Raw genomic sequence first — 25,992 nt, 5'->3', positions numbered from 1 at the left:
CCTGGCCGCTTTATCGTGCTGCGCTGGGGGCAAAGTCCAGCCCCGGCGATGTTTCAGCGGGGCGCAGGCTCTCCAGCTCCAGCCGCTCGCCGCTGACCGTGTCGAAAAGATGCAGGCGGTTGGCCGGCATCTCCAGGCCGATCCGGCTGCCGCGCCCCGGCGCCGCCTCGGCCGCCACATGGCAGGCGATGCCGGTGCCACCCGGCAATCGGGCATGAACCAGCGCCGAACTGCCAAGATCCTCGACCATGGTCACTTCCGCCTCGATCGGGCCGCCGGTGACATGTTCCGGGCGGATGCCCAGCGTCACCGCCGCATTGCGATGGACGATGCGGCCAGCGAGGCGGAGCAGCGGCCCGCCGGCGAGCTTCACCACCTCGCCGCCCGGCATCAGCTCGGCGGGGATCAGGTTCATGGCGGGGGCGCCGAGGAAGCCGGCGACGAAGAGCGAGGCCGGGCGCTCATAGACGGCGCGCGGGGTGCCGGTCTGCTCGACGCGGCCGGCATTCATCACGACGAGGTGATCGGCCAAGGTCATCGCCTCCTGCTGGTCATGCGTGACCAGGACAGAGGTGGCGCCGAGCTGCTCGTGCAGACGGCGCAGCTCAAGCCGCATCTGCACCCGCAACTTGGCATCGAGGTTCGACAGCGGCTCGTCGTACAGAAAGACCTTAGGGCGGCGGACCATGGCGCGGCCCATGGCGACGCGCTGGCGCTGGCCGCCGGAGAGTTGGCCCGGGCGGCGGTCGAGCAGCGCGGAGAGCTCCAGCGCATTGGCCACCTCGGCCAGCCGCGCCTGGCGCTCGGCCTTGCCGAGGCCCGCAACCTTCAGCGGATAGGCGATGTTCTCGGCCACCGTCATATGCGGATAGAGCGCGTAGTTCTGGAAGACCATGGCGCAGCCACGATCCTTCGGCTCGCGCTCGTTCATGCGGGCGCCGTGGATGCGCAGCTCGCCGCCGGAGATGGTCTCCAGCCCGGCGATCATGCGCAGCAGCGTCGACTTGCCGCAGCCCGAGGGGCCGAGGATGACGATGAAGGCGCCTTCCGGCAGCGCCAGGTCGACATCGTGGATGGCGGTGCTGCTGCCATAGACCTTGCGGGCGGCGCTGAACTCGATGGCGTGCATGCTCATTTCTCCGTCTGCACCAGGCCGCGCACGAACCAGCGCTGCATCAGGATGACGATGGCGAGGGGGGGCAGCATGGCCAGCAGGGCGCCGGCCATGACGATGTTCCATTCGGGGGCGCCGTCGCCGCGCGGCACCATGCGGGAGAGCTGCACCATGACGGTGGCGCGCTCGGGCTCGGTGGTCACCAGCAGCGGCCAGAGATACTGGTTCCAGGCATAGACGAAGAGGATGGTGGCCAGCGCCGCCATGGTGGTGCCCGACAGCGGCACCAGCACGTCGCGCAGGAAGCGCAGCGGCCCGGCGCCGTCCATCTTGGCGGCCTCGACCAGCTCCTCCGGGATGGTCAGGAAGAACTGGCGGTAGAGGAAGGTGCCGGTCGCCGTTGCGATCAGCGGCAGGATCAGCCCGGCGGTGCTGTTCAGCAGGCGCCATTGCAGGTCGATCTGGATGCCGCTGATCATCTGGATCAGCGCGGTCAGGCCGGTGACGTCGAGGATCGCCTGGAAGGGGCGCAGCGCATTCGCCGCCACCGCATAGGTAGGGACGATGCGGACCTCGAGCGGCAGCATCAGGGTGATGAAGATCAGCCAGAAGACCACCAGCCGCAGGCGCCAGTGGAAGAAGACGATGGCGAAGGCGGCCAGCATGGCGAGGATGATCTTGCCGGCGGTCACGCCAAGCGCCACCACCAGGCTGGTGGTGAAGCGCGAGGCGAAGCCGCCGCGGGTCCAGGCCTCCGACAGGTTGTCGAGGAAGTACGGGCCCGGCAGCCAGTTGATGGGGACGCGGTTGACGCCGGCGATGTCATGCGTCGCGGCGACGAAGGCCAGCCACACCGGCACCAGCAGGGCGACAGCCGAGAGCAACAGAAGGATATGGGTGAAGAGGTCCAGCAGCGGACGGCGTTCGACCATGGCGGCGGGTCCTCAGCGGTAATGCATCTTCCGCTCGACGAAGCGGAACTGGATGAAGGTGAGGAGGACCATCAGCCCCATCAGCACGATGCTCTGCGCCGCGGCGCCGGAGTAATCGAGGCCTTTGAAGCCGTCGGCATAGATCTTGTAGACCATCAGGTCGGTGGCCCGCGCCGGGCCGCCGGCGGTCATGATGTCGACCAGGCCGAAGCTGTTGGTGAAGCTGTCGGTCAGGTTGATGACCAGCAGGAAGAAGAAGGTCGGCGCCAGCAGCGGCACCTGGATGTCGCGCATCCGCCGCATCGGGCCCGCGCCGTCCATCGCCGCCGCTTCCGTCAAGGCGCGCGGAATGGACTGAAGCCCGGCCAGGAAGAAGACGAAATTATAGGCGACCAGCTGCCAGGCGCCCGCCAGGATCAGCATCAGCATGGCGTGCGTCCCGTTCAGCGACGGATCCCAGGCATTGGGCGAGATCGTGTTGAGCACGCTGAAGATGCCGGCGCGCGCGTCGAAGACGAAGCGGAAGATCATGCCGATGGCGGGGGCGGCGATGGCATAGGGCCAGATCAGCGCCACCCGCCAATGCCGGCTGCCGCGCACCTCGCGGTCGACGAACAGCGCCAGCAGCAGCGCGGCGCCGATCGCCAGGATCGAGGTGCCGAGCGCATAGACGATGCTGACCTTCACCGACGACCAGTAATGCGCGCTGTTGAAGACCTCGAAAAAATTCTGCCAGCCGACCCATTCACGGCCGCCGCCCCAGGGCTGCTCCAGCGTGAAGGCCCAGACGAAGGCTTCCCCCGTCGGCCAGTAGAAAAACACGAAAATAATCAGCAGCTGGGGCAGGACCAGCAGCCAGGGCAGCAGCGGCGTGCGGAAGGTGGCGCGGCGTTCCAAAGCTCTTTTCCCTGTTCAGGGCAGCGAGAACCCCGCGCGCCGGGAATGGCGCGCGGGGCGGTGCAGCGATGTCCGATCAGGGCAGCTGGCGGCCGCGATAGGTCTGCTCGAAGCGGCGCAGCAGGCGGTTGCTCTCGGCCTGCAGGTCGTTCAGCGCCTGGTCCATGCTCTTCTGGCCGGAGAAGGCGGCGGCCATCTCATTGGCGTAGAGGGCGCGGATCTGGGTGAAGTTGCCGAGGCGCAGGCCGCGCGAATTCTCGGTGGGCTCGGTCACCAGCAGCGAGGTCATCGCGACCTCGCGGCCGCGATTCTGCGGCTGGTCGTAGAAGCCGCTGGCCTTGATGCTCTCGAAGCCGGTCCGCGTCACCGGGATATAGCCGGTGTTGGAGACCATGAACTGCTCCTGCTCCGGCTTGGCGATGAAGGCCAGGAAGGCGGCGGCGCCCTTGTACTCGGACGCCGGGCGGCCCTTCAGCACCCAGAGGCTGGCGCCACCGACCATGCTGTTGGTGCGGGCATGGCCGGCATAGAGCGGCAGCATGCCGACATTCCATTCCAGCCCCTGCTTGGCCGTGCGGCCGATCGCCACGTGGTTGGCGATGGAGGCCATCATCATCGCGCATTCGCCCTGGGCGAAGCTGTCGGCCAGGCCGCGGCCGCCCTGCGGCGTGCGGATCTGCACCAGCCCTTCCTTCTGCCAGGCCATCAGGTTGTTGGCATGGCGGCGGAACAGCGGCGCGATCTGCACCTCGGCGTTCAGCCCGCCGAAGCCGTTCTGCTGCGTCGCCATCGGCAGGTTGTGGATGGCGTTGAACTGTTCCCAGTGCTGCCAGCTGTCGAAGTCGATGGCAATCGGGCAGGCATGGCCTTGCGCCTTCAGCGCGCGGGCCGCCTTCTCGACCTCTTCCCAGGTCTCGGGCGGCTTCTCCTGGCCGACGGCGCGATAGGCGCCGGCGTTCCAGTACATCACCGCGGTCGAGCTGTTGAAGGGGAAGGACAGCATCTCGCCCTTGCTGGTGGCGTAGTAGTTGCCGACCGAGGAGATGTAGTTGTCCCACTGGACGCTGTAGCCGTTCTCGCTCATCAGCTGGCGGGCCGGCAGATACTGGCCGGACAGCATCAGGTCGGTGGTGCCGACGTCATAGACCTGCACCATGGTCGGGTGCTCGCCGGCGCGGAAGGCGGCGATGGTGTTCTGCAGGGCGCGGTCGTAGCTGTTCTGGTTGGTGCAGACGATCTCGTACTCGTTCTGCGCCGCGTTGAAGTTCTTGCAGTAGTTCTCCATCACCTCGCCGAGCTGGCCGCTCAGCCCGTACCACCAGGTGAAGCGGGTGCGGGTCTGGGCCTCGGCGTCCTGCGCGCCGACGGACAGCGCCAGGCCGGCGACGAGCGCCGCGATCGTGAACTTCATGCGAACCCCCAAAGGATGGCAGGCCGGTTCGGCCGGCCGGATCGCGGCGGGGATTAGCGGCGCTGCATCACAGCGGCTTTACGGTTGCATGACAGTCGGGAGACAGCGCGCTGTTCAGCCGAGGGCCCACGTCCTTCCGCCGGGCTGCAGCCCGGGCAGCGCGCCGGTCTCGAGCCAGCGCGCGGCGGCAGGGGCCAGGGAATCGCTGGCCGGCGGCACCACGACGGCCGCGAAGGCGCTGCGCTCCAGCTCCTGCCAGGCGAGCAGGCTGGCCTCACCCGGCGGCAGGTCGGGCAGCGTGCCGGCGGCGAGCGCGTCGGCCAGCCAGGCGCGCCCGGCGGGCTGCGCCACCACCAGCCGCGTCGGCAGCCTCTGCGCGCGGATCTGCACGGCGGCGGCGGCGGCCAGGCCCCCTGCCCCATCGGCCACCACCAGAAGGTCAGGCACGTCGTCGGCAAGGCACTGCGCCACCTGCCAGCGCTGCGCCTGCATGACGTCGCGCGGCGGCTCGGTGAAGCCGGTCCAGGCGGTATCGGCCAGAAGCAGCGGATGGTCCTCCCCGGCCGGCACCGTGCGGCTCGTCGCCCCGCAGCGCCGCACTGCCTCGGCCGCCGCTGTTCGGAAGGCCTCGCTGCCGGCGAGCGCGACGGTGACGCCGGCCAGCGCCCTGGCATGCGCCCCCGCCAGCAGCCCGGCCGGCGCCGCCGCCAGCACCTCGCCACGCCGGGCGAGTTCCGCCGCCAGCAGCCGCGTCACCGCATGGGCGGCGGCGATCCAGGGATCGATGGTCGAGGCCGCCGCATCGGCCGGCGCCGCCCAGGAGGCGATCGCCGCCGAGGCCCGGCGGAACCCGGATTCCGGCAGCACCACGATCCCTGGCACGCCATGCCGGGGGTTGGGCTGGAAGCGGAATCCGGGGTCGGTCACGGGATCAGAGCCCGCCCTGCTGCTTGCACCAGGCCGCGATCTCCTTATGGGTCGCGAACCAGACGCCCTCATGCCCCTTGATGTACTCGACCACGCGGTCGAGCAGGGAAATGCGGCTGCGATGGCCGATGACATGCGGGTGCATGGTCAGCAGGAACAGGCCGCCCTCGGCATAGGCGCCGTCGAACTCGGCCTTGAAGATCTCCTCCACGGCGGAGGGCGGCGTGTAGGGCCGCAGCGCCGAGAAGCGCACCATGTTGAAATAGACCGCGTCGTCGCGGATCCATTCCGGCGGCAGCTCGACGATGCCGGTGGGCTGGCCATCGACGGTCAACTCATAGGGCTCGTCATCGGCCATCAGCGAGCTGTCATAGAGCAGCCCCATCTCGCGGATGATCGACATGGTGTCGACCGAGAAATCCCAGCTCGCCGTGCGGATGCCGACCGGGCGCTGGCCGGAGACTTTCTCCAATGTCTCGGCGGCGCGCAGCGTCAGCTCGCGCTCGACGCCAGGCGGCAGCGTCGTGTTGGCCTCGTGGATCCAGGAATGGATGCCGATCTCATGGCCTTCCTCGGCCACCGCCCGCACCTCTTCCGGATGCAGCAGCGCCGAGACGGCGGGGTAGAAGAAGGTCGCCTTGGCGCCGTGCCGGTCCAGCAGCCGGCGGATGCGCGGCACGCCCTGGCGCGCGCCATACTGGCCCTGGCTGATGCGCATCGGGCTCTCGTCGGAATCCCGCAGCGGGATGGTCTCATGGTCGGCGTCGAAGGACAGCGCGACCGCGCAGCGCGCGCCGTTCGGCCAGGCCTGCGGCTGCAGGCTGCGCCCGCCATAGGCGCGGCCGACGATCTTGCGCCAGGTGGGCTCGTCCCATTCCCAGGGCTTTTGGGCGGCGGGTTGATCGGCCATGCGGGTCTCCTGTCGGCGAAGGGGGCGCACTCTGCGCCCTGACGGACAGCGCGCCAAGCGGGGCAGCCGCCCTTTCCTCGGGCGGCCCGCGGCGCCATCTTGCGCCCAACCAATCCCTTGAGAGCGCGCATGTCCGATACCGATCCGGCCCTGATGTCGGCCGAGCAGCTTCTGTCCCTCTATGCCAGCCGCCGCCTCTCCCCGGTCGAGGCGCTGCAGGCGGTGCTGGAGCGCGTGGCGCGCTACAACCCCTGGGTCAATGCCTTCGCCACGCTGAACCCGCGCGCGCTGAAGCAGGCCGGCGAATCCGCCACCCGCTGGGCCGCCGGCCGGCCGATCGGCCCGCTGGACGGCGTGCCGGTGACGATCAAGGACCTGCTCAACGTCCAGGGCCTGCCCACCCGCCGCGGCAGCAAGACCACCTCCAGCGCCCCGGCCGCGGAGGACGCCCCCGCCGTCATCGGCCTGCGCACCGCCGGCGCCGTCATCCTGGGCAAGACCACCACCACCGAATTCGGCTGGAAGACCCCCGGCGACTGCCCGCTGCACGGCATCAGCCGCAATGCCTGGAACCCGGAGCGCACGGTGGGCGGCTCCTCCTCCGGCGCGGGCGCGGCGGGGGCGGCCGGCTTCGGGCCGCTGCATGTGGGGACAGATGCCGGCGGCTCGATCCGCATCCCGGCGGCCTATTGCGGGCTGGTCGGGCTGAAGCCCAGCTATGGCCGCATCCCGCAATGGCCGCATTCCGCCTTCGGCCAGGTCTCCTGCGCCGGGCCGATGACGCGCAGCGTGCGCGATGCGGCGCTGATGCTCTCGGCCATGGCCCGCGCCGATAGCCGCGACCCCTATTGCCTGCCCGACGACCCGCGCGACTGGCGCGCCGAGATCGAGACGGGGGTCGCCGGGCTGCGCGTGGCCGTGGTCCGCCGCCTGGGCTTCGCGCCGCCCGTCGATGCCGAGGGCGAGGCCGCGGTGCAGGCGGCCGCCCGCATCCTGGCCGAGCAGGGCGCCATCGTCGAAGAGGCCGACCCCGTGCTGCCCGACACCCGCGCCATCTTCGGCCGCGTCTGGGGCGTGGCGCTGGCCCGGCTGGTCACCACCATGGAGCCCGGCCAGCGCGCCCTGCTCGACAGCGGGCTGGAGGAGGTCGCGGCGCGCGAGGGCGGCATGTCCGCCATCGACTATCTGGGCGCCGAGGCGCTGCGCACCGAGGCGGCCCATGCCATGGCCGCCTTCCACCAGGATTACGACCTGGTGCTCTGCCCGACCACGCCGACCGCCGCCTTCGCCGCCGATGCGCCGACGCTGAACCCCACCGAGGCGCTGTGGCAGCAATGGGCGCCCTGGACCTTCACCTTCAACCTGACCCGGCAGCCGGCCATCACCGTGCCGCTCGGCCTCGACGAGGCGGGCATGCCGCGCGGCGTGCAGCTGGCGGCGGCGCAGCACAAGGACGACCTCTGCCTGCGCGCGGCGCGGGTGATCGAGAAGGCGGCGGCGGTGCCGGTGGCCCGGCCGGAGGGCTGCCAGCACCATCACCACTAGCCGGGGAAGCGGGCGGCGCTCCGCCGCCCGCCGCGGTCAGCGGGTCTTGGCCCTCAGCGGGTCTTGGCCCAGAGCGCCTTCAGCGCCCGCTCCAGCTGCAGCATCGCGAAGGGCTTGCCCAGGAAGCCCAGGCCCTCCGACAGCTCCGGCGGGATCGCCAGGGAGCCCTCGGCATGGCCGGTGGCCAGCAGCACCGGCAGGCCGGGATGCCGGCGGCGCGCCTCGGCCGCCAGCGCGATGCCGTCCATCCCCGGCAGCGTCAGGTCGGTGATCAGCAGCGCGGGCCGCGGGTTGCGGTCGAGCCAGGCCAGCGCCGTCTCGGCCTTGCCGGCCTCGGCCGGGGCGAGGCCCATGATCTCGACCATCTGCACCAGGTTCATGCGGATCAGCGGGTCGTCCTCGACCACCAGGGCGACCGTGCCCTCGGGCCAGCCGATCGCCGTCTCGCCGGCCGCCCCGGCCGCCTCGCCGCCGCCGCCCATCGCCGCCGCGGCCAGCAGCGCGGGCTCGGGCGCGGCCGTGCCCAGTGCGCGGCGCAGATGGCGGGCCAGGTCTTCCCGGCGATAAGGCTTGCTCAGCAATTGTACATCCTCGTCCAGCCGTCCGTCGTGAATGATGGCATTGGCAGTATAGCCGCTCGTGTAGATCACTTTAAGGCCCGGCATCATGTCCTGTGCCCGCCGCGCCAGCTCCCGCGTCTTCACCGGCCCCGGCATCACCACATCGGTGAACAGCAGGTCGACCTGCACGCCGCTGGACAGCACGGTCAGCGCCGCCTCCGCATGCTCGGCCCGCAGCACGCGATAGCCCAGGCCCTGCAGCATCTCCACCACCGCCTCGCGCAGCTCGGCATCGTCCTCCACCACCAGGATGGTCTCGCTGCCGCCCACCACCGGCCCGGCCGCGCCGGGGCCCAGCTGGTCCTCCATCCGGCGCGAGCGTGGCAGATAGAGCTTGACCACCGTGCCCTGGCCGGGCTCGCTGTAGAGCTTCACATGCCCGCCCGACTGCTTGACGAAGCCATAGACCTGGCTGAGCCCGAGGCCGGTGCCCTGCCCCTCCTCCTTGGTGCTGAAGAAGGGCTCGAAGACGCGGGCCATCACCGCCGGCGCCATGCCGGCCCCGCTGTCGCTGACCGCCAGCATCACATACTGGCCCGGCTCCACCTCCAGATGGCCGGCGGCATAGGCCTCGTCGAGCGCAGCATTGGCGACCTCGATGGTCAGCTTGCCGCCCTCCGGCATGGCGTCGCGCGCGTTCAGCGCCAGGTTCAGCAGCGCATTCTCGAGCTGGCCGGGATCGACCTGGGTGTTCCACAGCCCGCCCGCGACCACCGCCTCCACCGCGATCCGCTCGCCGAGCGTCCGCTGCAGCAGGTCGGCCATCTCCCGCACCAGCCGGCCGGGCTGGATCACCCGGGGGTCCAGCGGCTGCCGCCGCGCGAAGGCCAGCAGCTGCGCGGTCAGCCGCGCCCCGCGCATGACGCCCGAGACCGCATGGCCCAGATGCCGCCGGCCGGGATGCTCCGGCCCGAGCGCCCGGCCCAGCATCTCCAGATTGGCGCTGACCACCTGCAGCATGTTGTTGAAATCGTGCGCGACCCCGCCGGTCAGCTGGCCGATCGCCTCCATCTTCTGGGTCTGCCGCAGGATCGCCTCGGCCTGGGCGCGGCGCGTGACGTCGATGCAGGAGATGACGAAGCCGCCCTCCGGCATGGCATTGCGATAGATCTCGAGCTCCCGCCCCGCCTGCGACAGCGACAGCTGCTGTCCACTGCCGGCCGGCCCGCGCATCCGGTCGGGCGCCGCCAGCACCGGCGTGTCGCGCCGCCGGTCGATCGCCAGGAAGGCCGAGAAGGGCGTGCCGATCCGCATCAAGGCCTGCGGGAAGTCGAGCAGCGTGAAGAACTGCCGGTTGCAGGCCGCCAGGGCGCCGCCGGCATCGAAGGCGGCGACGCCATCCTGGATATGGTCCAGCGTCGCCTGCAGCACCGCGCCCTGCTCGGCCAGCGCGGCCTCGGTGCGCTTCAGCCGCGTGTTGTTGCGCAGCAGCAGCAGCGTCCCCGCCAGGATCGCCCCCAGCGACAGCGCGATCCCGCCCAGCGCCGCCCGCAGGCTGGCATCCTGGGTCCGGTCCGCCGCCTCGACCTGCTGGCCCAGCGCCGCCTGCTGCTCGGCCAGGATCGACTCCACCGCGCCGCGGATCGAGAACATCAGCTCGCGCCCGCGGTCGGTCTGCACCAGCGCCCGGCCGGCGGCGAAGCCCTGGTTGCGGCTGAGCGTCAGGCTCTCCGCCAGCTCGGCCATCTTGTCGTCGACCAGGACCTGCAGCCGCTCGGCCCGCAAGCGCTGCGCGGTATTGCCGGCCAGCAGCTCCAGCAGCTGCCGCTGCAGCTCCGGCACCTGGCTTTCCGCCGCCTCGTAGGGGCCGAGATAGCTCTCGCGCTCGGTCAGGATATAGCCGCGCTGCCCGGTCTCGGCGTCCTGCACCGCGGAGAGCAGCGCCCGCGTCACATCGGCCACCCGGAAGCTGTGCCAGACCGCCTGGCGATTGGCGTGGAGCTGCGCAGAAACCTGGCTGGCGACCAGCAGGCCGAGCGAGACCGCCAGCACCACCAGGGCGGCGGCCAGCAGCGGCCACGGCTTCCCTCGCATCATCCCGCTCCGCTCTCCCCCGCTCCCCGCCTCGCTGCATACCGCGCGCCGTCCCGCCACGCCATGCCGGGCTTTCTCGCCGCCGCCGGCTTCACGGCCGGGGCGAAAGCGGTCACCCTGCGCGCCCCGAACGCCATGGAGACGCGGCCGCATGAGCACCGAGACCCAGATCACCGAATGGCTGGCCAGCCAGCAGGACGCCATGCTGGCCGAGCTCGAGGCGATGGTGAACATCGACGGCGGCAGCTACGACAAGGCCGGCGTCGATGCGGTCGGCGCCCGGGTGAAGGCCTTCTGCGAGCGCTACGGCATCCCGGTCGAGACCATCGCCGGCGCGAAGCACGGCGACTGCCTGCGCGCCACGGTCGCCGGCGGCGACGCGACCGCCAGCGGCAATGCCCGCCAGAACATCGTGCTGATGGGCCACCGCGACACCGTCTTCCCCAAGGGCGAGCCGGAGCGCCGCCCCTTCAAGGTCGAGAACGGCATCGCCACCGGCCCCGGCGTCTGCGACATGAAGGCCGGGCTGGTGCAGAACCTGTTCGTCATGGCCGCCTTCGCGCAGTTCGGCGGCGCCCCCGGCCCGCTGGTCGGCCTGTTCACCGGCGACGAGGAGATCGGCTCCCCCGAGGGCCGGCCCGTCATCGAGGCCACCGCCCGCACCGCCCGCGTGGTGTTCAACTCCGAGCCCGGCCGCCCCTCCGGCGCGGTGGTCACCGGCCGCAAGGGCGGCGTCTTCATGGTGGTCGACATCGAGGGCAAGGCGGCCCATTCCGGCGGCAATTTCGAGGCCGGCATCAGCGCCATCGAGGAGCTGGCCCGCAAGATCCAGGCGATCCACGCGCTGACCGACATTCCGCGCGGCATCACGCTCAATGTCGGCCTGGTCTCCGGTGGCCAGTCGGTGAACACCGTCGCGCCCTGGGCGCAGGGGCAGATCGACCTGCGCTACATCCACCCCGAGGACCGCGACGACATCATGGGCCGCATCCACGCCATCGTGGACAAGGCCCATGTCCCCGGCACCCGCGCGACGCTGACCATCCGCGGCGAGTTCCTGCCGCTGGCGCAGAACCCCGGCACCGACGCCGTCTTCGGCCTGTACAAGGCCGCCGCCGCCGAGAGCGGCTTCGAGACCATGGGCGAATTCGCCGGCGGCTGCGCCGACAGCGGCTTCACCGCCGCCGTGGGCGCGCCCACCCTCTGCGCCGTCGGGCCTGTCGGCGGCAAGGCGCACAGCCCGGAGGAATACCTGGAAGTCGCTTCCTTCGTGCCGCGCGCCCAGGCGCTGGCGCGGGCGATCCTGAAGCTGGATAGCGCCGGGATCTGAAGAGAAGACAGGCGGAAGTCTGGGGGAATGAATTCCCCCAGACCCCCTTCTTTTTCCTGGGGTGACTGCCGTGTCCACGTGAAGACAGGACGTGAAACGGCCCAGCGGCAGCGCGACCTGTTTTGTAAAACGGCGTCCCGCCGTGATGCTCGGGCAACGGCGCCGGTGAGGCGCAGGTCAGGTCACGGCCGGTGAACAGAGAAAAGAAGGGGTCCAGGGGAATTCATTCCCCTGGCCTGCCCCTGTCTTCCCGTCACCCCAGCCCCGCCGCATCCCCGCAGCCCTCGCCCTGTCGCCGATAGACCTGCAGGCCATCGACGGTCGCGATCTGCCGGTAGCGCGCCCAGATCGCCGCGAAGCCGGCATTGGCCTGGGACAGGATGGCGGGGTAGTTCATCGCCTCGCCGCGGCGGTCGACGACGACCAGGTCCGGGCAGCCTTCCATGAAGTCCTGCACCACCCAGTGGCGGATCGGCCATTCATCCGGCGCCACGCCGCCATCCTGGCGGGCGCGCCAGATCTCGCCGCGCAGCGCCCACATCGAGTCGAAGCGCGAGGCCCAGGTGACATTGGTGTTGTTCACCACCGGGAAGCCCAGCCCGATCCACTCGGAGAAGGCCATGTAGCTGCGCACCTTCTCGCGGCGGATCAGGCGCTCCAGGCGGACCTCGGTGGTCTGGTCGGGCTCGACGGCCAGGACCAGGCGCTCATAGATGCGGCCGGAGGTCTGCTGCACGTAGAGGGTCAGCGGCAGCATGGCCAGCGCCAGCAGCGCCCAGCGGAAGCGCAGCGCCGGGCCGCGGCGAAGGGCCACGTCGGCGCACCAGAAGACCAGCGCGAAGGTCACCGCCATCAGCGCCGGGATGCGGTGGTAGAACCAGTTCTTGCCGTCCATGAACATGGCGATGGTGGCGGCCGCGGCGAAGGCGGTCAGCACCAGCATGACGCCGGAGGCGGCGCCGCCGCGATCGGTGCGCCAGGTCAGCACCAGGCAGGTGGCCAGGCCCAGCAGCAGCACCCAGGATTCGCGGGCGAGCTGCAGCGGGCCGGTGTCGGTGCCGCCATAGAGGGTCAGCGCCAGGGGGACGGCGCGCTCGATGAAGGCGGGGACGAACCAGACGATGCTGGCCAGATAGAGCAGGCCCGCCAGCCCGGCCACCAGCGGCGCCAGGCGGATGCGGAAGCCGCGATGCAGCCAGCCCGCCAGCTCCACCGCGCCCAGGCAGATGACGTAGCGCGGCTTCAGCGCGACACCGAGCCCGGCCAGCACCCCGGCGCCGAGCGACAGGCCCAGCGAGGATTTCTGCCCCTCCAGCGTGCGGATCAGCAGCGCCAGGTGCGGCAGCACGGCGATGACCATCAGGTGCTCGCGCTGGCCGAACTCGACGCCGGGCATGACCAGCAGCACGCTGGCGATGGCGGCGAAGGTGGCGGGGCGGCGGTCGAAGACCGGCGAGGTGCCGCGCAGCAGCCCGGCCACCGTCCAGGCCGAGGCCAGGGCGCCAGCGGCGATCATCGGCAGCGCCACCTGCTTGGCGGTCAGCCCGGTCAGATCGGCCAGCATCACCGGGATGGCGCTGAGCCAGATGATCAGCGGCGGATTGACCTCGACCAGGTCGATATACAGCTCCTGGCCGCGCAGCCACTGGCCGGCGACCCAGAGCAGCCAGGCCAGGTCGTCCTTCATCGGCGTGCGCAGCAGGGCGAAGAGCACCATGCCCAGGCAGGCGGCGACGATGCCGAGGCAGAGGGCGGTGCGGCGCAGCTCGGCGCTCAGCCGCGGACGGCCGGGCGCCAGCTCCTGCGGCGCCCCTGGGAAGCTGAAGCTCAAGCGATACCCCCCTCACTCTCGGCCGGCGGCGGCAGCAGCCGCCCTGACCCGGCGAGGCTCACCTCGCATTTTGGTGAGAATGCGGCAAAAGCGGTGCCGAAGCGAGGGCGAAGCCACCGTTTCCTTCGCTTTTCGCCCCGCCTTCCCGCGGGGAAAACCGCGTCAGGCGGCGCTTTTCAGGCCGCTGTCCAGCCCCAGCATGCTGCGCGCCACCGCCTCGGCCATCTTGATGCCATCCACCCCGGCCGAGAGGATGCCGCCGGCATAGCCCGCGCCCTCGCCCGCCGGGAACAGGCCGCGGGTGTTCAGGCTCTGCCCGTCGGCGCCGCGCTTGATCCGCACCGGCGAGGAGGTGCGCGTCTCCACCCCCGTCATCACCGCGTCCGGCCGGGCGAAGCCCTTGATCTGGCGGTCGAAGGCCGGCAGCGCCTCGCGGATGGCGGCGATCACGAAGGGCGGCATGAAGGAGGCCAGGTCGGTCGGCGTCACCCCCGGCTTGTAGCTGGGCTCGACGTCGCCGAGGCTGGTGGAGGGCCGCCCGGCCAGGAAGTCGCCCACCGTCTGGGCCGGCGCGCGGTAGTCGCCGCCGCCGGCGACGAAGGCCGCCTCCTCCAGCCGGCGCTGGAAGTCGACGCCGGCCAGCACATGGCCCGGATAGTCGCGCTCCGGCTCGATGCCGACGACGATGGCGGCATTGGCGTTGCGCTCGGCGCGCTGATACTGGCTCATGCCGTTGGTGACGACGCGGCCGGGCTCGCTGGTGGCGGCGACCACCGTGCCGCCCGGGCACATGCAGAAGCTGTAGACCGAGCGGTTGTCGCTGCCATGGTGCACCAGCTTGTAGTCGGCCGCCCCCAGCAGCTTGTTGCCGGCGGAAGGCCCGAAGCGGCACTCGTTGACCATGCGCTGCGGGTGCTCGATGCGGAAGCCGACCGAGAAGGGCTTGGCCTCCATATAGACGCCGCTGGCCAGCAGCGCCTCGAAGGTGTCACGCGCGCTGTGGCCGATCGCCAGGACCACATGGTCGGATTCGATGGTGCCGCCATCGGCCAGCGCCACGCCGCGGATCTGCCGCGCGCCATCGGCCGCGGTCTCGACCAGGAAGTCGGTCACCCGGGTGCCGAAGCGGTATTCGCCGCCCAGGCTCTCGATCTCGGCGCGCATGTGCTCGACCATCTGCACCAGGCGGAAGGTGCCGATATGCGGCTTGGAGAGGAACAGGATCTCCTCCGGCGCGCCGGCGCGGACGAATTCCTCCAGCACCTTGCGGCCGTGGTGCTGCGGGTCCTTGATCTGGCTGTAGAGCTTGCCGTCCGAGAAGGTGCCCGCGCCCCCCTCCCCGAACTGCACGTTGGATTCCGGGTTGAGCTCCGACCGGCGCCACAGGCCCCAGGTGTCCTTGGTGCGTTCCCGCACCTCCTTGCCGCGCTCCAGGATGATCGGCCGGAAGCCCATCTGCGCCAGCACCAGCCCGGCCAGCAGGCCGCAGGGCCCGGCGCCGATGACCAGCGGCCGCCGCGTCTCGCCCGCCGGCGCGCGGCCGACGAAGCGGTAGCTGGTGTCCGGCGTCGGCCCGACATGCGGGTCGCGGGCAAAGCGCGCCAGCACCGGCGCCTCGTCGCGCAGGGTGACGTCCAGCGTGTAGATCAGCAGGATCGCGTGCTTCTTCCGCGCATCATAGCCGCGGCGGAAGACATGGTGGTCGAGCAGCTCGGCCTCGGCAATGCCGAGACGGTCGAGAACGGCCTGCCGCAGAGCCTCCGGCGCATGGTCCAGAGGCAGCTTCAATTCGTGCAGTCGCAGCATCGGGAGGTTTCTATCCACCAGGGTGAGCGATGGCGGGCCGTATAGACAGGAAGGCAAGGCAAAGGCCAGGGGAATGAATTCCCCTGGACCCCTTCTTCTTCCTGTCTAATTGCCATGTCCACGTGGGGACGGCAGGCGAAACGGCCACGCTGCAGCACGACCTGTCGGCGAGGGCCGTTCATGAAAACAGCGTCCCGCCGTGATGCCCTGGCGTGGGCTCGGATGAAGCGCCGGTCGCTCCACAGCCGATGATCAGAAAAAAGATGGGGGTTCGGGGGAATTCATTCCCCCGACCTAACCCGATCGCTTTGCTTCAGCCTGCCACGATCCGCAACGCCGAGCAGACCGTCTCCACCTGGGCGTCGGAGAGTTCCGGGAAGATCGGCAGGCTCAGCACTTCGCGGCTGGCGACCTCGGTCTCCGCGCAGCCGGCGGGGCCGACGGGGGTGCGGCCGACATAGGCGCCCTGCAGGTGAACCGGCACCGGGTAGTGGATGCCCGAGCCGACCCCCAGCGCACGCAAGCGGGCGGCCATCTCGTCGCGGTCGTCGCTGCGGATGACATACTGGTGGAAGACATGGCCGGCGCCGGCGCGGCGGACCGGCGGCGCGATGCGGCTGCCGGCCAGCGCCGCGTCATAGGCGTCGGCGATGGCGGCGCGACGGGCATTGCCGGCGGCCAGCAACGGCAGGCGGACGCGCAGCACGGCGGCCTGCACCTCGTCCAGCCGGCTGTTCACGCCGATGCTGTCGGAGAGGTAGCGGTGCTTCCAGCCATACTGGCGGATGGCGGCGATGCGGTCGGCGAGTTCCGGATCGGCACAGGCCAGGATGCCGGCATCGCCCAGCGCGCCCAGGTTCTTGGTCGGATACAGGCTGAAGGCGGCGGCATCGCCCATCGTGCCGACGACGCGGCCGTCGATGGTGGCGCCATGCGCCTGGGCACAGTCCTCGATGACGAAGACGCCGGCGGCGCGGCAGGCCTCCATGATCGGGCCCATGGCGCAGGCCTGGCCATAGAGATGCACCGGGATCACGGCGCGGATCGGCGGCAGGCCCGGCGGCGGGTCTTCCAGCACGGCGGCCAGCTCGTCCGGGTCCATGGTGTAGGTGTCGGGATCGATGTCGAGCAGCAGCGGCGTGGCACCCACCATCTCGATGGCGGCGACCGTCGCGACCGCGGTGTGCGAGACGGTGGCGACCGTCATGCCCGGGCCGATGCCCAGGCCGCGCAACACCAGCATCAGCGCATCGGTGCCATTGGCGCAGCCGACGGCGCGCGGCAGGCCCAGCCATTCGGCGAATTCACGCTCGAAGGCGGCGCCCTCCGCCCCCAGGATGTACCAGCCGGAGCTCAGCGCCCGCTGCAGCGCGGCGTCGATGGCCGGCTGATGGGCGCGGTAGGCGGCGCCGGGGTCGGCCTGGGGGACGGTGATCACGGGCATGTCCATCTGCCCATCTCCTCGGTACCTGTCGCCATTTCGGGCGCGCTGGCTGGTGGTTGTCACGCGTAGTCGGCGAGCCGCGGGCGGAACCAGTCGAGGCTGCGGCGCAGCCCCTCCGCCAGCGGAATTCTCGGGGCCCAGCTGGTGGCGGCGCGGAAGGCGCTGTCATCGGCGTGGAAGCTGCCGATGTCGATCGGCGCGCGGTCGGCGGGGAATTCCCTGGTGACGAAATTCCCGCCGCCATGCGCGGCGACCGCGGCCTCGGCCAGCTGCCGCAGCGACACGGGCGGCGCGCCGCCGATGTTGAAGGCCTGGCCGGCGCAGCCAGGGGTCTCGGCGGCGGCCAGGAAGGCGGCGACGACATCGTCGAGATAGGCCAGGTCGCGCAGCTGCTCGCCGCCCCAGACCTCGAAAGCCTCGCCTTCGAGCAGGCGGCGGAACCAGATGCCCAGGAAGGTCTGGCGGGCGTCGCGGATACGCAGCCGCGGGCCGTAGCAATTGGTCAGCCGCAGCGAGACCACCGGCCGGCCATGCACGCGGCCTTCCATCAGCCAGTACTGCTCGCCGGCCAGCTTGGAGACGCCATTGGCGTCGGGCGGATTGATCGGGTGCTTCTCGTCGACCGGCAGGTAGCGCGGACGGCCATAGAACTGCCGGGTGGAGGCATGCACCACCACCGCCTGCGGCGAGCCGGCGCGGAGTGCCGCGATCAGCCGCAGCTGCGCCATGCCATTGGTCGCGAGATCCCCCAGCGGGTCCTGCATCGAGCCGGCATGGCTGGTCTGGGCGGCCAGGTTGAAGACGGCGTCCAGCCCCTCGGCCAGCGGCGCCAGCTCGGCCTCGCGCAGATCGGCCTCGACCAGGCGGATGCCGCTGCCGGCCAGGTTGGCGCGGTTGGCGCCGCCCTCCGGCAGCATGGCATCCAGCGCGGTGACCTCGGCGCCGAGGCCCTGCAGGGCGTGGCACAGCCCGCTGCCCAGGAAGCCGGCGCCGCCGGTGACCAGGACGCGCTTGCCTTGCCAGGAGGTACTCTTGCTCGGGGGCAGCTCGGAAGCGGGCATCGGGGTGGCAGGATCTCTCGTGAAGGCGTCAGGCTGTCCCGGCATTGCGGCGGAAGCGCGGCCAAGGCGGGGCCGTGCCGGGGCGAGCATGCCCGCTTCGCGTCCCCAACGGAAGCACCGATCACGAGCCCGCGAGATTTCTTTCGCAGGTTGAAAAACAACAAGAAAAAAGGCCGGGGAGGCTGTCCTCCCCGGCCTGAGACCGGTCCCTGGGTGGCAGAGGAAGCGGCTGGTCAGGCGGCGGCCTTGGCCTCTTCCGGCTGCGGCCCGGCAGCCAGCTCCTGCGTCAGACGGTCGCGGTCCAGCTCGCCTTCCCAGCGGCTGATGGCGACGCAGGCGACGCCATTGCCGACCAGGTTGGTCAGCGCCCGGCACTCGCTCATGAACTTGTCGATGCCGATCAGCACGGCGAGCGCCGCGATGGGAATGTCCGGGATCACCGACAGCGTCGCCGCCAGGGTGATGAACCCCGCCCCCGTCACGCCCGACGCCCCCTTCGAGGTCAGCATGGCGACGAGAAGAATGGTCAGCTCCTGTCCGAGCGTCAGCGGCGTGTTGGTGGCGTATGCCAGAAACATCGTCGCCAGGGTCATGTAGATATTGGTGCCGTCCAGGTTGAAGCTGTAGCCCAGCGGCACGGTCAGGCCGACGACGTTCGGCGCGCAGCCCAGCCGCTCCATCTTGCGCATCACCTGCGGCAGCACGCTCTCGCTGCTCGAGGTGCCGAGCACGATCAGCAGCTCCTCGCGGATGTAGTTCAGGAAGCGCAGGATCGAGAAGCCGCAGAGCCGGGCGATGCTGCCCAGCACCAGCAGCACGAAGAGGATCGAGGTCAGGTAGAAGGTCGCCACCAGCTCGCCCAGGCGCAGCAGCGAGGCGATGCCGTATTGCCCGATGGTGAAGGCCATGGCGCCGAAGGCGCCGAGCGGGGCCGCCTTCACCACGATCTTCACGATGCCGAAGAAGATCGCCGAGAGATGGTCGATGGCATGCGCCACCGGCACCCGCATCTTCTCCGGCAGGGCGTTGATGGCGAAGCCGGTGATCACCGCCAGGAACAGCACCTGCAGCAGGTCGCCATTGACGAAGGCGCCGAAGAAGGTGTCCGGGATGATGTTCATCAGATGCGCGACGACGCTGTCGCTCTGCGCCCGCTGGGTGAAGCCCTGGATCGCGCGGGCGTCCATCTGCGCCGGGTCGATGTTGAAGCCCGACCCGGTCTTCAGCACCTTGGCCACGATCAGGCCGATGACCAGGGCGAAGGTGGAGACCACCTCGAAATACAGGATCGCCTTCAGCCCGACGCGGCCGACCTTGCTGGCGTCGCGCACGCTGGCGATGCCATGCACCACGGTGCAGAACACCACCGGCGCGATCACCACCTTGATCAGCTTGACGAAGGCGTCGCCCAGCGGCTTCAGCGAAGCCCCCGTCGCCGGATAGAGCGCGCCCACCAGCACGCCCAGCACGATCGCGATCAGCACCTGCACATAGAGCAGGCCAAGCCAGCGCCTCAGCATCGTTCCAGTCCTTCGCTACCTGGTCGCGGACATCCCCCGGAAAGCGCGCAGGCTCCGCCCTGGCCGCCCGCGCGACCTGCGCCGCGGGGCATTCTGGACCGGAAATCATTGCTGCTTTGGAGGACGTCCCGCCGGCCGCCCCGGAACCGCCGGGCCACGGCCTGCGGCACGCCTAACGCCGCTGCCCGGGCCGCGTCATGCTCGGCCACCCTGCGAAAACCCCCTGGCCGCTGGGCCAGGGGGCAAAAACGCTCTCTTATACAAGACCCTGCGGGCTTTCTGAACGCGGGGTTAAATCCCCGCCACCCGCTGGATGTCAGGCCTTCGCCAGCGCCACGCCGGTGATTTCCACCTTCCACTTCGGGTTCACCAGCGGCGCCTGGATCGTCATTCGCGCCGGCTTGTGCGCCGGGTCCAGCCAGGCATCCCAGGCGCGGTTCATCGCCGGCGCATCGGCAATGTCGGCCAGCACGATCTGGATCTGCAGCAGCGACCGCTTGTCGACCCCGGCCGCGGCCAGCAGCGCATCGATCTGTGCCAGGATGTCGGCGGTCTGGCCCTCGGCATCCAGGCTGTCGTCATCGGCCACCTGGCCGGCCAGGAAGACGAAGCCATTCGCCACGGTGGCGCCGGACAGGCGCTGCTCCTCGGCGAGACGGAGAATGGGAAGGGTCATCGAACAAAGCTCCCGACCAAAGACTCCGGCAGCCTAGAGGAAAGGCCGGGGGAAGGAATTCCCCCGGACCCCCATCTTTTTTCTGTTCCTTAAGCCGCCAGGTGGCGGCGGCGCACGAAACGGAAGACCAGGCCGTCGACGCGGCCACACAGCACCGAGACCACCCAGAAGCCGCCCGAGACCAGCACGATCGCCGGGCCGCTCGGCAGGTCCAGATGGTAGGACAGCAGCAGGCCCAGATAGCTCGAGACCAGCGCCACGGCGGCCGCCACATAGGCCAGCCCGCCGACGCTGCGCGCCCAGTAGCGCGCCGCCACCGCCGGCAGCATCATCAGCCCCACGGCCATCAGCGTGCCCAGCGCCTGGAAGGCGGCCAGCACGTTCAGCACCAGCAGGCCCAGGAAGACCATGTGCCACAGCCCGCCCCTGGCCCGCGCGGCGGCGGCGAAGCCCGGGTCGAAGCATTCCAGCACCAGCGGCCGCCAGGCGAAGGCCAGCACCACCAGCGTCAGGCTGGCGATCCCCGCCATCATGAACAGCGCCGGGTCATCCACCCCGAGCACGCTGCCGAACAGCAGATGCGACAGCTCGACCGATCCGGCCCGCGTCGAGATCAGCGTGACGCCCAGTGCCAGCGCCACCAGGTAGAGCGCGGCCAGCGCCGCATCCTCCCGGCCATTGGTCGCGCGGCTGATCGCCCCTGCCCCCAGCGCCACCACCAGCCCGGCCACCAACCCGCCGATCGACATGGCGGTGACCGAGAGCCCGGCGACCAGGAACCCCGCCGCGATGCCCGGCAGGATGCCATGCGCCAGCACATCGGCCGTCAGGCTCATCCGCCGCAGCACCAGGAAGACGCCGAGCGGCGGCGCCGCCAGCGACAGCGCCAGGCAGCCCACCAGCGCGCGGCGCAGGAAGCCGAACTCGGCGAAGGGCGCCCAGAGCAGATCGGCGAGGGAGAGGTCGAACATATCCTGACGCTAGGCGGCGTCGCGCCGGCAGGCCTCGGCCTCGGCATCCCAGGCCTCGGCCATCATCCGCGCCTTCATGCGGTTGGCGGCCGTCAGCACCTCGGCGGTCGGGCCCCAGGCCACCGGCTCGCGCGCCAGCAGCAGCGTCTCGGGGAATTCGGCGCGCACCAGCTCCAGGTCGTGCAGCACCGCCAGGATGGTGCGCCCCTCGCCATGCCAGCGCCGCACCAGGCCGATCAGGTCATGGGCGGTGCGGGCATCGACGGCGTTGAACGGCTCGTCCAGCAGGATCACCGGCGCGTCCTGCACCAGCAGCCGCGCGAACAGCACCCGCTGGAACTGCCCGACCGACAGGCTGCCGACCAGCCGCGACTCGAAGCCCGCCAGGCCGACCGCGGCCAGGGCGTCCTGCGCCGCCTGCTTCTCGGCGCGGGTCAGCGCGCGGAAGGCCCCGGCCCGCGACCAGTGCCCGAACAGCACGACGTCCAGGCAGGAGATCGGGAACTGCCGGTCCAGCGCCGCCGCCTGCGGCAGCAGGGCGATCCCTGCCGGCGGCGCCTGCAGCCGGCCTTCCATGCCGGCATGCAGCCCGGCGATGGCGCGCAGCAGCGTCGACTTGCCGGCCCCGTTCGGCCCGACGATGGCGGTCAGGCTGCCCGGCGCGAAGCGGCCCGAGCAGTGGTGCACCGCCGCCCGGCGCCCATGCGTCAGCGTCAGGTCGGACAGGGAGATCTCGAAGCTCATGCCAGCAGCGCCCAGGCCACGCCGCCCCAGAGCAGCGCCAGCAGCAGCGCGGCCAGCGCCAGCCGCGCGGGCGTGCCGGCGGACAGCGCCAGGGGATCGGCGAACAGAGGACGGGGCGAGAGGCTCATGCTGTTACGAGATAACATTTCCCCAGGGCAGGACAAGCCTCGCCCGCGCATGGCTCGGCCGCGATGGAGGGAAAGTCAGCCGGGGGCGCCTCCCGCCGGGGCCATGCCGACACTACCTTCCGCGACGATGGATGGATCCGCGCCCCTGCCGCCAGGCCTTGCCCCTGGTACGCCCCCTGGCCCCCTCGCCGATTCCGAGGCCGAGCTGCGCCGCCGGCTGGCCGGGCACCGCCGCCTGGCCACCGGCCTGCTGGCCGGCATGGGCGGGCTGATGCTCGGCGCCTACGCCCTGCCGCCCGGCTACTGGACGTCGCTGCTGCAGGCCTCGGCCAAGGCCGGGCTGGTCGGCGGCTTGGCCGACTGGTTCGCCGTCACCGCGCTGTTCCGCCGGCCGATGGGCCTGCCGATCCCGCACACCGCCATCATCCCGCGGCAGAAGGAAAGGCTGGGCCGCGGCCTCGGCCGCTTCGTCGCCAACCACGTCTTCACCGAGGCCGAGCTCGACCGGGTGATGGCCCGCATCGACCTGGCCGGGCTGCTGCGCCGCTATCTCTCCGACCCGGAGAATTGCCGCCCCGCCGCCGAGGCGCTGGCCGCCAGCCTGCCCGCCCTGCTGAACAGCCTGGAGGATGGCCGGGCGCGGCGCCTGCTGAGCCGCCTGCTGCCGCGGCTGGTCTCCGGCCCCGGCTCGGCCCGGCTGCTGGCCCGCGCCTTGCGCGCGCTGATGGCCGGCGGCCAGCACCAGGCGGTGTTCGGCCTGGCGCTGGAGCAGATGAAGGCGCTGCTGGCAGCGAAGGAGGAGGATCTGCGCGCCGCCATCCAGGCCCGCGTCCGCGCCGAGGGCGGCGCCTTCGTCGGCTGGCTGGCCGGCGGCACCGTCGCGCGCCGCATCCTGACCGCCATCAACCAGGAGCTGGAGAAGGTCGAGCCGGGCGACAGCACGCTGCGCCAGGCCTTCGAGACCTGGCTCTCAGCCGAGATCGAGCGCCTGGAGACCGACCCCGAGCGCGCCGCCGCGATCGGCCGCGCGCTGCGCGAGGCGGTAGCGCATCCGACGGTCAGCGCCTGGCTGATGGATCTCTGGGGCCGGCTGAAGGCGATGGTCGCCGCCGATGCCGGCGCGCCGGAGGGGCGCGGCGCCGCGCTGGTCGCCGGCCTCTTCGCCAATCTCGGCACCCTGCTGGCCGAGGATGCCGCGGCGAGAGACCGGCTGAACGGCTTCGCCACCCGCGCCGCGCGCGCCGCCCTGCCCTCGGCCCAGGCGCAATTGTCGGACTTCATCGCCGGCGTGGTCGCCCGCTGGGACACCGCCACGGTGGTCGAGAAGATCGAGCTGCGGGTGGGACGCGACCTGCAATATGTCCGCATCAACGGCACCCTGGTCGGCTTCCTGGTCGGCGGCGCGCTCTATGCGCTGATGCGGGCGATCTTCGGCCACGTCGCCAGCTGAGCCGGCGTCATTCGAAGCTGCGGTCGATGGCGGCGACCAGGCCGACCAGCCGCTCGACCCGGGCGCGGTCGATCAGCATCGCCTGGCCGGCCCGCGGGTCGGTGGCGGCCTCGGCCGCGCGCCGCTGCGGCTCGGCCGGTGGCGGCGCGGCGAACTCGACCAGGCTGGAGCCGATGCGCAGCCCCTCCACCGCCAGGGCGCAGGCGAAGGGGCCCAGCGGCGCCGTCGCCTCGCGCTGCCAGCAGCCGACGGCATAGCGGCGGCCGGCCGCCATCCCCTCCAGCGCCCCCTGCACCGCGGCCTGCGACGACTCCCCGGGCAGCGGTGCCCAGTCCTGCGGCGCAGCGCGGGAGAACAGCCGGTGCGTGCGGTAGAAGCCGGGCAGGAACAGCATGGTCACCTGCAGCGCCTCGGCCTCGGCGCGGCCGGGCGGCAGCAGCCGGCCGCTGCGCTCGTCGAGGCGGAACTGGCAGATCGCCATGGCCTCGGGCGGCGCGGTGCTGAGGCAGCCCATCCCCGGCAGCTCGGGCACCTGCAGGGTGACGCCCTGACCGGTCGGCAGCGGCCGCCGCGCCACGCCGCTGCGCTGCCATTCCGCCAGCGGCATCGGCCCCGAGGGCGCGTCGTCGCAGCCGGCGCCGAGCAGGGGCAGCAGCAGCGCCAGCGCGGCAGGCCGGCGCCTCAGGGCGCGTCGCATCGACCGTTCACTCTCTCCCCCGGGTGGTTCCGCCTCGGACCCCGACCATGGCGGCAGCCGGGACGGGCCGTCGAGGCCCTGCCCGGTCACCGCTGCGTGCCCGGCCCGTCGGCCGCTCCGCCGCCGCCGCACATCGGCGCGAGCGCCGCCTCGGCCGGTCGGAGCGCAGGCCTTGCGGGGGCTGCATGCCTGCCGCGCCGTGCCGCGGCCCCATTGCCGCGCCCCCCCCGGGCAGGCTAAACCCCCGGCCCATTCGCGCCCCCGTGCCCGCCAGGGTCCGGGGCTGAAGCGGCTTCCCTGCAGCGCTCTTCTGTCGGGGCGGCCGTTCGTTCCTTCAAGCCTCCGCCAGAGACAGGTGCCCCGCCCATGAAGCAGCAGGCCAATCAGATGCGCCCCGGTCAGGTCATCGAATACGAGGGCCGGCGCTGGACGGTGCTCAAGATCCAGATCATCACCCCGGGCAAGGGCGGCGCCTTCATCCAGGTCGAGATGCGCGACATCAAGACCGGCACCAAGAAGGATGATCGCTGGCGCACCGCCGACACCGTCGAGCGCCTGATGACCGAGGACAAGGAGTTCACCTACTCCTACGCCGACGGCGACAACCTGGTGCTGATGGATCCCGAGACCTTCGAGCAGACGCTGGTCCCCTCGGCCATCCTGGGTGACCGCCTGCCCTTCCTGGCCGAGAACATGACCGTCTCCGCCCGCCTGATCGAGGGCGAGCCGGTGGCGATGGAGCTGCCGCAGCACGTCACCCTCGAGATCGTCGAGGCCGATCCGGTGGTGAAGGGGCAGACCGCCTCCTCCTCCTACAAGCCGGCCGTGCTGTCGAACGGCGTGAAGACCATGGTGCCGCCCTTCATCACCGCCGGCGAGCGCATCGTGGTGAAGACCGAGGACGCCTCCTACGTCGAGCGCGCCAAGGGCTGAGGCTCAGCGCCTCGTTGACTGCGGGGGGCCCTTCAGGCCCCCCTGGCTGCCCCCCGACCCTCCCCGTTGTTTCAGACGACCCGATCCCCCGCTTCCGGAGTGCCCCGCCGTGGCCCCTTCTGCCCGCCTCTCGCCCGCCCTCAACGTCGTCGTCGCCGCCGCGCAGAAGGCCGGCAAGCGCCTGCTGCGGGATTTCGGCGAGGTCGAGCAGCTCCAGGTCAGCATGAAGGGCCCGGGCGACTTCGTCAGCCAGGCCGATCTGCGCGCCGAGGAGACGCTGCGCGCCGAGCTCGGCCGCGCCCGGCCGAACTTCGCCTTCCTCGGCGAGGAGCAGGGCGAGAGCGGCAGCGCCGACTGGGAATGGCGCTGGGTCATCGACCCGCTGGACGGCACCACCAACTTCCTGCACGGCATCCCGCACTGGGCCGTCTCCATCGGCATCGAGAAGCGGCTGACCGAGACCACCAGCGAGATCGTCGCCGGCGTCATCTACAACCCCGCCGCCGATGAGCTGTTCTGGGCCGAGAAGGGCGTCGGCGCCTTCCTGAACGACCGGCGCCTGCGCGTCTCCGGCCGCCGCGACATGATCCAGGCGGTCTTCGCCACCGGCATCCCCTTCGCCAAGATCCCGCGCAAGGCCGAGTTCAGCGCCATCCTCGCCAAGGTGATGCCGCAGGTCGCCGGCGTCCGCCGCATGGGCGCCGCCGCGCTCGACCTGGCCTGGACCGCGGCCGGCCGCTACGAGGGCTACTGGGAGCTCGGCCTCAACAAGTGGGACATCGCCGCCGGGCTGATCATCCTGAAGGAGGCCGGCGGCTGGGCGACCGACATGGACGGCGCCGACCCCTACCCTTCGGGCAATGTCATCGCCGGCAACCCGCTGCTGCAGCCGAAGCTGCGCGAGGTGGTCAACGAGGGCATCGCCGCCATCCAGCGCGCCCGCGCCGAGGGCTGATCCCGCACCTCGCTGGCGAAAGCCGCCGGAAATCCGCGGCCGGCCGCGATTCTGGT

General features: G+C 71.1%; 22 protein-coding genes. 5 read left to right on the top strand and 17 right to left on the bottom strand.

What is annotated here, in order from left to right:
- Nucleotides 1-10: 10 nt before the first annotated feature.
- From WFI16_RS04265 to WFI16_RS04240, 6 genes are all read right to left on the bottom strand, one after another.
- Nucleotides 11-1,135 (bottom strand): ABC transporter ATP-binding protein, encoded by a 1,125-nt coding sequence (locus WFI16_RS04265; RefSeq protein ID WP_419896544.1) that lies wholly within the window; start codon nt 1,133-1,135, stop codon nt 11-13.
- Complete coding sequence (locus WFI16_RS04260; RefSeq protein WP_419896543.1) at nt 1,132-2,046, bottom strand: ABC transporter permease subunit; 915 nt, start codon at nt 2,044-2,046, stop codon at nt 1,132-1,134. The genes WFI16_RS04265 and WFI16_RS04260 overlap by 4 nt, the downstream gene beginning before the upstream one ends.
- 12 nt (nt 2,047-2,058) lie before the next feature.
- Nucleotides 2,059-2,943, bottom strand: a complete 885-nt coding sequence (locus WFI16_RS04255) for an ABC transporter permease subunit (protein WP_419896542.1) — start codon at nt 2,941-2,943, stop codon at nt 2,059-2,061.
- A 76-nt stretch (nt 2,944-3,019) separates the two neighbouring features.
- Entirely contained in the window at nt 3,020-4,354 is a 1,335-nt protein-coding gene (locus tag WFI16_RS04250) for an extracellular solute-binding protein (protein ID WP_419896541.1), read from the bottom strand.
- 114 nt (nt 4,355-4,468) lie between these two features.
- A complete protein-coding gene (locus tag WFI16_RS04245; RefSeq protein WP_419896540.1) occupies nt 4,469-5,281 on the bottom strand; it encodes a hypothetical protein in 813 nt (270 codons plus the stop codon).
- Between the two features lie 4 nt (nt 5,282-5,285).
- Entirely contained in the window at nt 5,286-6,191 is a 906-nt protein-coding gene (locus WFI16_RS04240; RefSeq protein WP_419896539.1) for a polysaccharide deacetylase family protein, read from the bottom strand.
- 129 nt (nt 6,192-6,320) lie between these two features.
- Here WFI16_RS04240 and WFI16_RS04235 point away from each other — a divergent pair, with 129 nt between their 5' ends.
- Nucleotides 6,321-7,736: an amidase gene (locus tag WFI16_RS04235; protein ID WP_419896538.1), complete on the top strand. Its 1,416-nt coding sequence runs from the start codon at nt 6,321-6,323 to the stop codon at nt 7,734-7,736.
- 53 nt (nt 7,737-7,789) lie between these two features.
- Here WFI16_RS04235 and WFI16_RS04230 read toward each other — a convergent pair whose 3' ends face one another.
- Complete coding sequence (locus tag WFI16_RS04230; protein ID WP_419896537.1) at nt 7,790-10,390, bottom strand: response regulator; 2,601 nt, start codon at nt 10,388-10,390, stop codon at nt 7,790-7,792.
- Between the two features lie 151 nt (nt 10,391-10,541).
- Between WFI16_RS04230 and WFI16_RS04225 the strand changes: the two genes are divergently transcribed.
- A complete protein-coding gene (locus tag WFI16_RS04225; RefSeq protein ID WP_419896536.1) occupies nt 10,542-11,720 on the top strand; it encodes a M20 family metallopeptidase in 1,179 nt (392 codons plus the stop codon).
- A gap of 253 nt (nt 11,721-11,973) precedes the next feature.
- On the opposite strand, the gene WFI16_RS04220 is transcribed toward WFI16_RS04225, so the two are convergent.
- The 9 genes from WFI16_RS04220 to WFI16_RS04180 all read right to left on the bottom strand — a co-directional run bounded on the left by WFI16_RS04220 (nt 11,974) and on the right by WFI16_RS04180 (nt 21,901).
- Nucleotides 11,974-13,551, bottom strand: coding sequence for a hypothetical protein (locus tag WFI16_RS04220; RefSeq protein ID WP_419896535.1), 1,578 nt, complete (start codon nt 13,549-13,551; stop codon nt 11,974-11,976).
- A 162-nt stretch (nt 13,552-13,713) separates the two neighbouring features.
- Nucleotides 13,714-15,357: an NAD(P)/FAD-dependent oxidoreductase gene (locus WFI16_RS04215; protein ID WP_419896534.1), complete on the bottom strand. Its 1,644-nt coding sequence runs from the start codon at nt 15,355-15,357 to the stop codon at nt 13,714-13,716.
- Between the two features lie 313 nt (nt 15,358-15,670).
- Entirely contained in the window at nt 15,671-16,807 is a 1,137-nt protein-coding gene (locus tag WFI16_RS04210; RefSeq protein ID WP_419896533.1) for a DegT/DnrJ/EryC1/StrS family aminotransferase, read from the bottom strand.
- Nucleotides 16,808-16,860: 53 nt separating this feature from the next.
- Nucleotides 16,861-17,862 (bottom strand): NAD-dependent epimerase/dehydratase family protein, encoded by a 1,002-nt coding sequence (locus WFI16_RS04205; protein ID WP_419896532.1) that lies wholly within the window; start codon nt 17,860-17,862, stop codon nt 16,861-16,863.
- Nucleotides 17,863-18,095: 233 nt separating this feature from the next.
- Nucleotides 18,096-19,382, bottom strand: a complete 1,287-nt coding sequence (locus WFI16_RS04200; RefSeq protein ID WP_419896531.1) for a dicarboxylate/amino acid:cation symporter — start codon at nt 19,380-19,382, stop codon at nt 18,096-18,098.
- Nucleotides 19,383-19,698: 316 nt separating this feature from the next.
- Complete coding sequence (locus WFI16_RS04195; RefSeq protein ID WP_419896530.1) at nt 19,699-20,058, bottom strand: RidA family protein; 360 nt, start codon at nt 20,056-20,058, stop codon at nt 19,699-19,701.
- A gap of 89 nt (nt 20,059-20,147) precedes the next feature.
- Nucleotides 20,148-21,029: a metal ABC transporter permease gene (locus WFI16_RS04190; protein ID WP_419896529.1), complete on the bottom strand. Its 882-nt coding sequence runs from the start codon at nt 21,027-21,029 to the stop codon at nt 20,148-20,150.
- A gap of 9 nt (nt 21,030-21,038) precedes the next feature.
- Complete coding sequence (locus tag WFI16_RS04185; RefSeq protein WP_419896528.1) at nt 21,039-21,773, bottom strand: metal ABC transporter ATP-binding protein; 735 nt, start codon at nt 21,771-21,773, stop codon at nt 21,039-21,041.
- Nucleotides 21,770-21,901, bottom strand: a complete 132-nt coding sequence (locus tag WFI16_RS04180) for a hypothetical protein (RefSeq protein ID WP_419896527.1) — start codon at nt 21,899-21,901, stop codon at nt 21,770-21,772. The genes WFI16_RS04185 and WFI16_RS04180 overlap by 4 nt, the downstream gene beginning before the upstream one ends.
- Nucleotides 21,902-22,028: 127 nt before the next feature.
- Between WFI16_RS04180 and WFI16_RS04175 the strand changes: the two genes are divergently transcribed.
- Nucleotides 22,029-23,351 carry a DUF445 domain-containing protein gene (locus WFI16_RS04175; protein WP_419896526.1) on the top strand — a complete coding sequence of 441 codons (1,323 nt, stop codon included), beginning with the start codon at nt 22,029-22,031 and terminating at the stop codon, nt 23,349-23,351.
- Between the two features lie 7 nt (nt 23,352-23,358).
- Here WFI16_RS04175 and WFI16_RS04170 read toward each other — a convergent pair whose 3' ends face one another.
- Complete coding sequence (locus WFI16_RS04170) at nt 23,359-24,048, bottom strand: hypothetical protein (protein ID WP_419896525.1); 690 nt, start codon at nt 24,046-24,048, stop codon at nt 23,359-23,361.
- Nucleotides 24,049-24,414: 366 nt separating this feature from the next.
- Here WFI16_RS04170 and efp point away from each other — a divergent pair, with 366 nt between their 5' ends.
- Nucleotides 24,415-24,981, top strand: coding sequence for an elongation factor P (efp, locus tag WFI16_RS04165; protein WP_419896524.1), 567 nt, complete (start codon nt 24,415-24,417; stop codon nt 24,979-24,981).
- Nucleotides 24,982-25,090: 109 nt separating this feature from the next.
- Entirely contained in the window at nt 25,091-25,936 is an 846-nt protein-coding gene (locus tag WFI16_RS04160) for an inositol monophosphatase family protein (RefSeq protein ID WP_419896523.1), read from the top strand.
- Nucleotides 25,937-25,992 lie beyond the last annotated feature (56 nt).

Source organism: Roseomonas sp. USHLN139 (assembly GCF_037145735.1).
In the GTDB taxonomy this organism is placed as follows: Bacteria; Pseudomonadota; Alphaproteobacteria; order Acetobacterales; family Acetobacteraceae; genus Pseudoroseomonas.
This window is presented reverse-complemented; position numbering and strand designations above follow the sequence as displayed.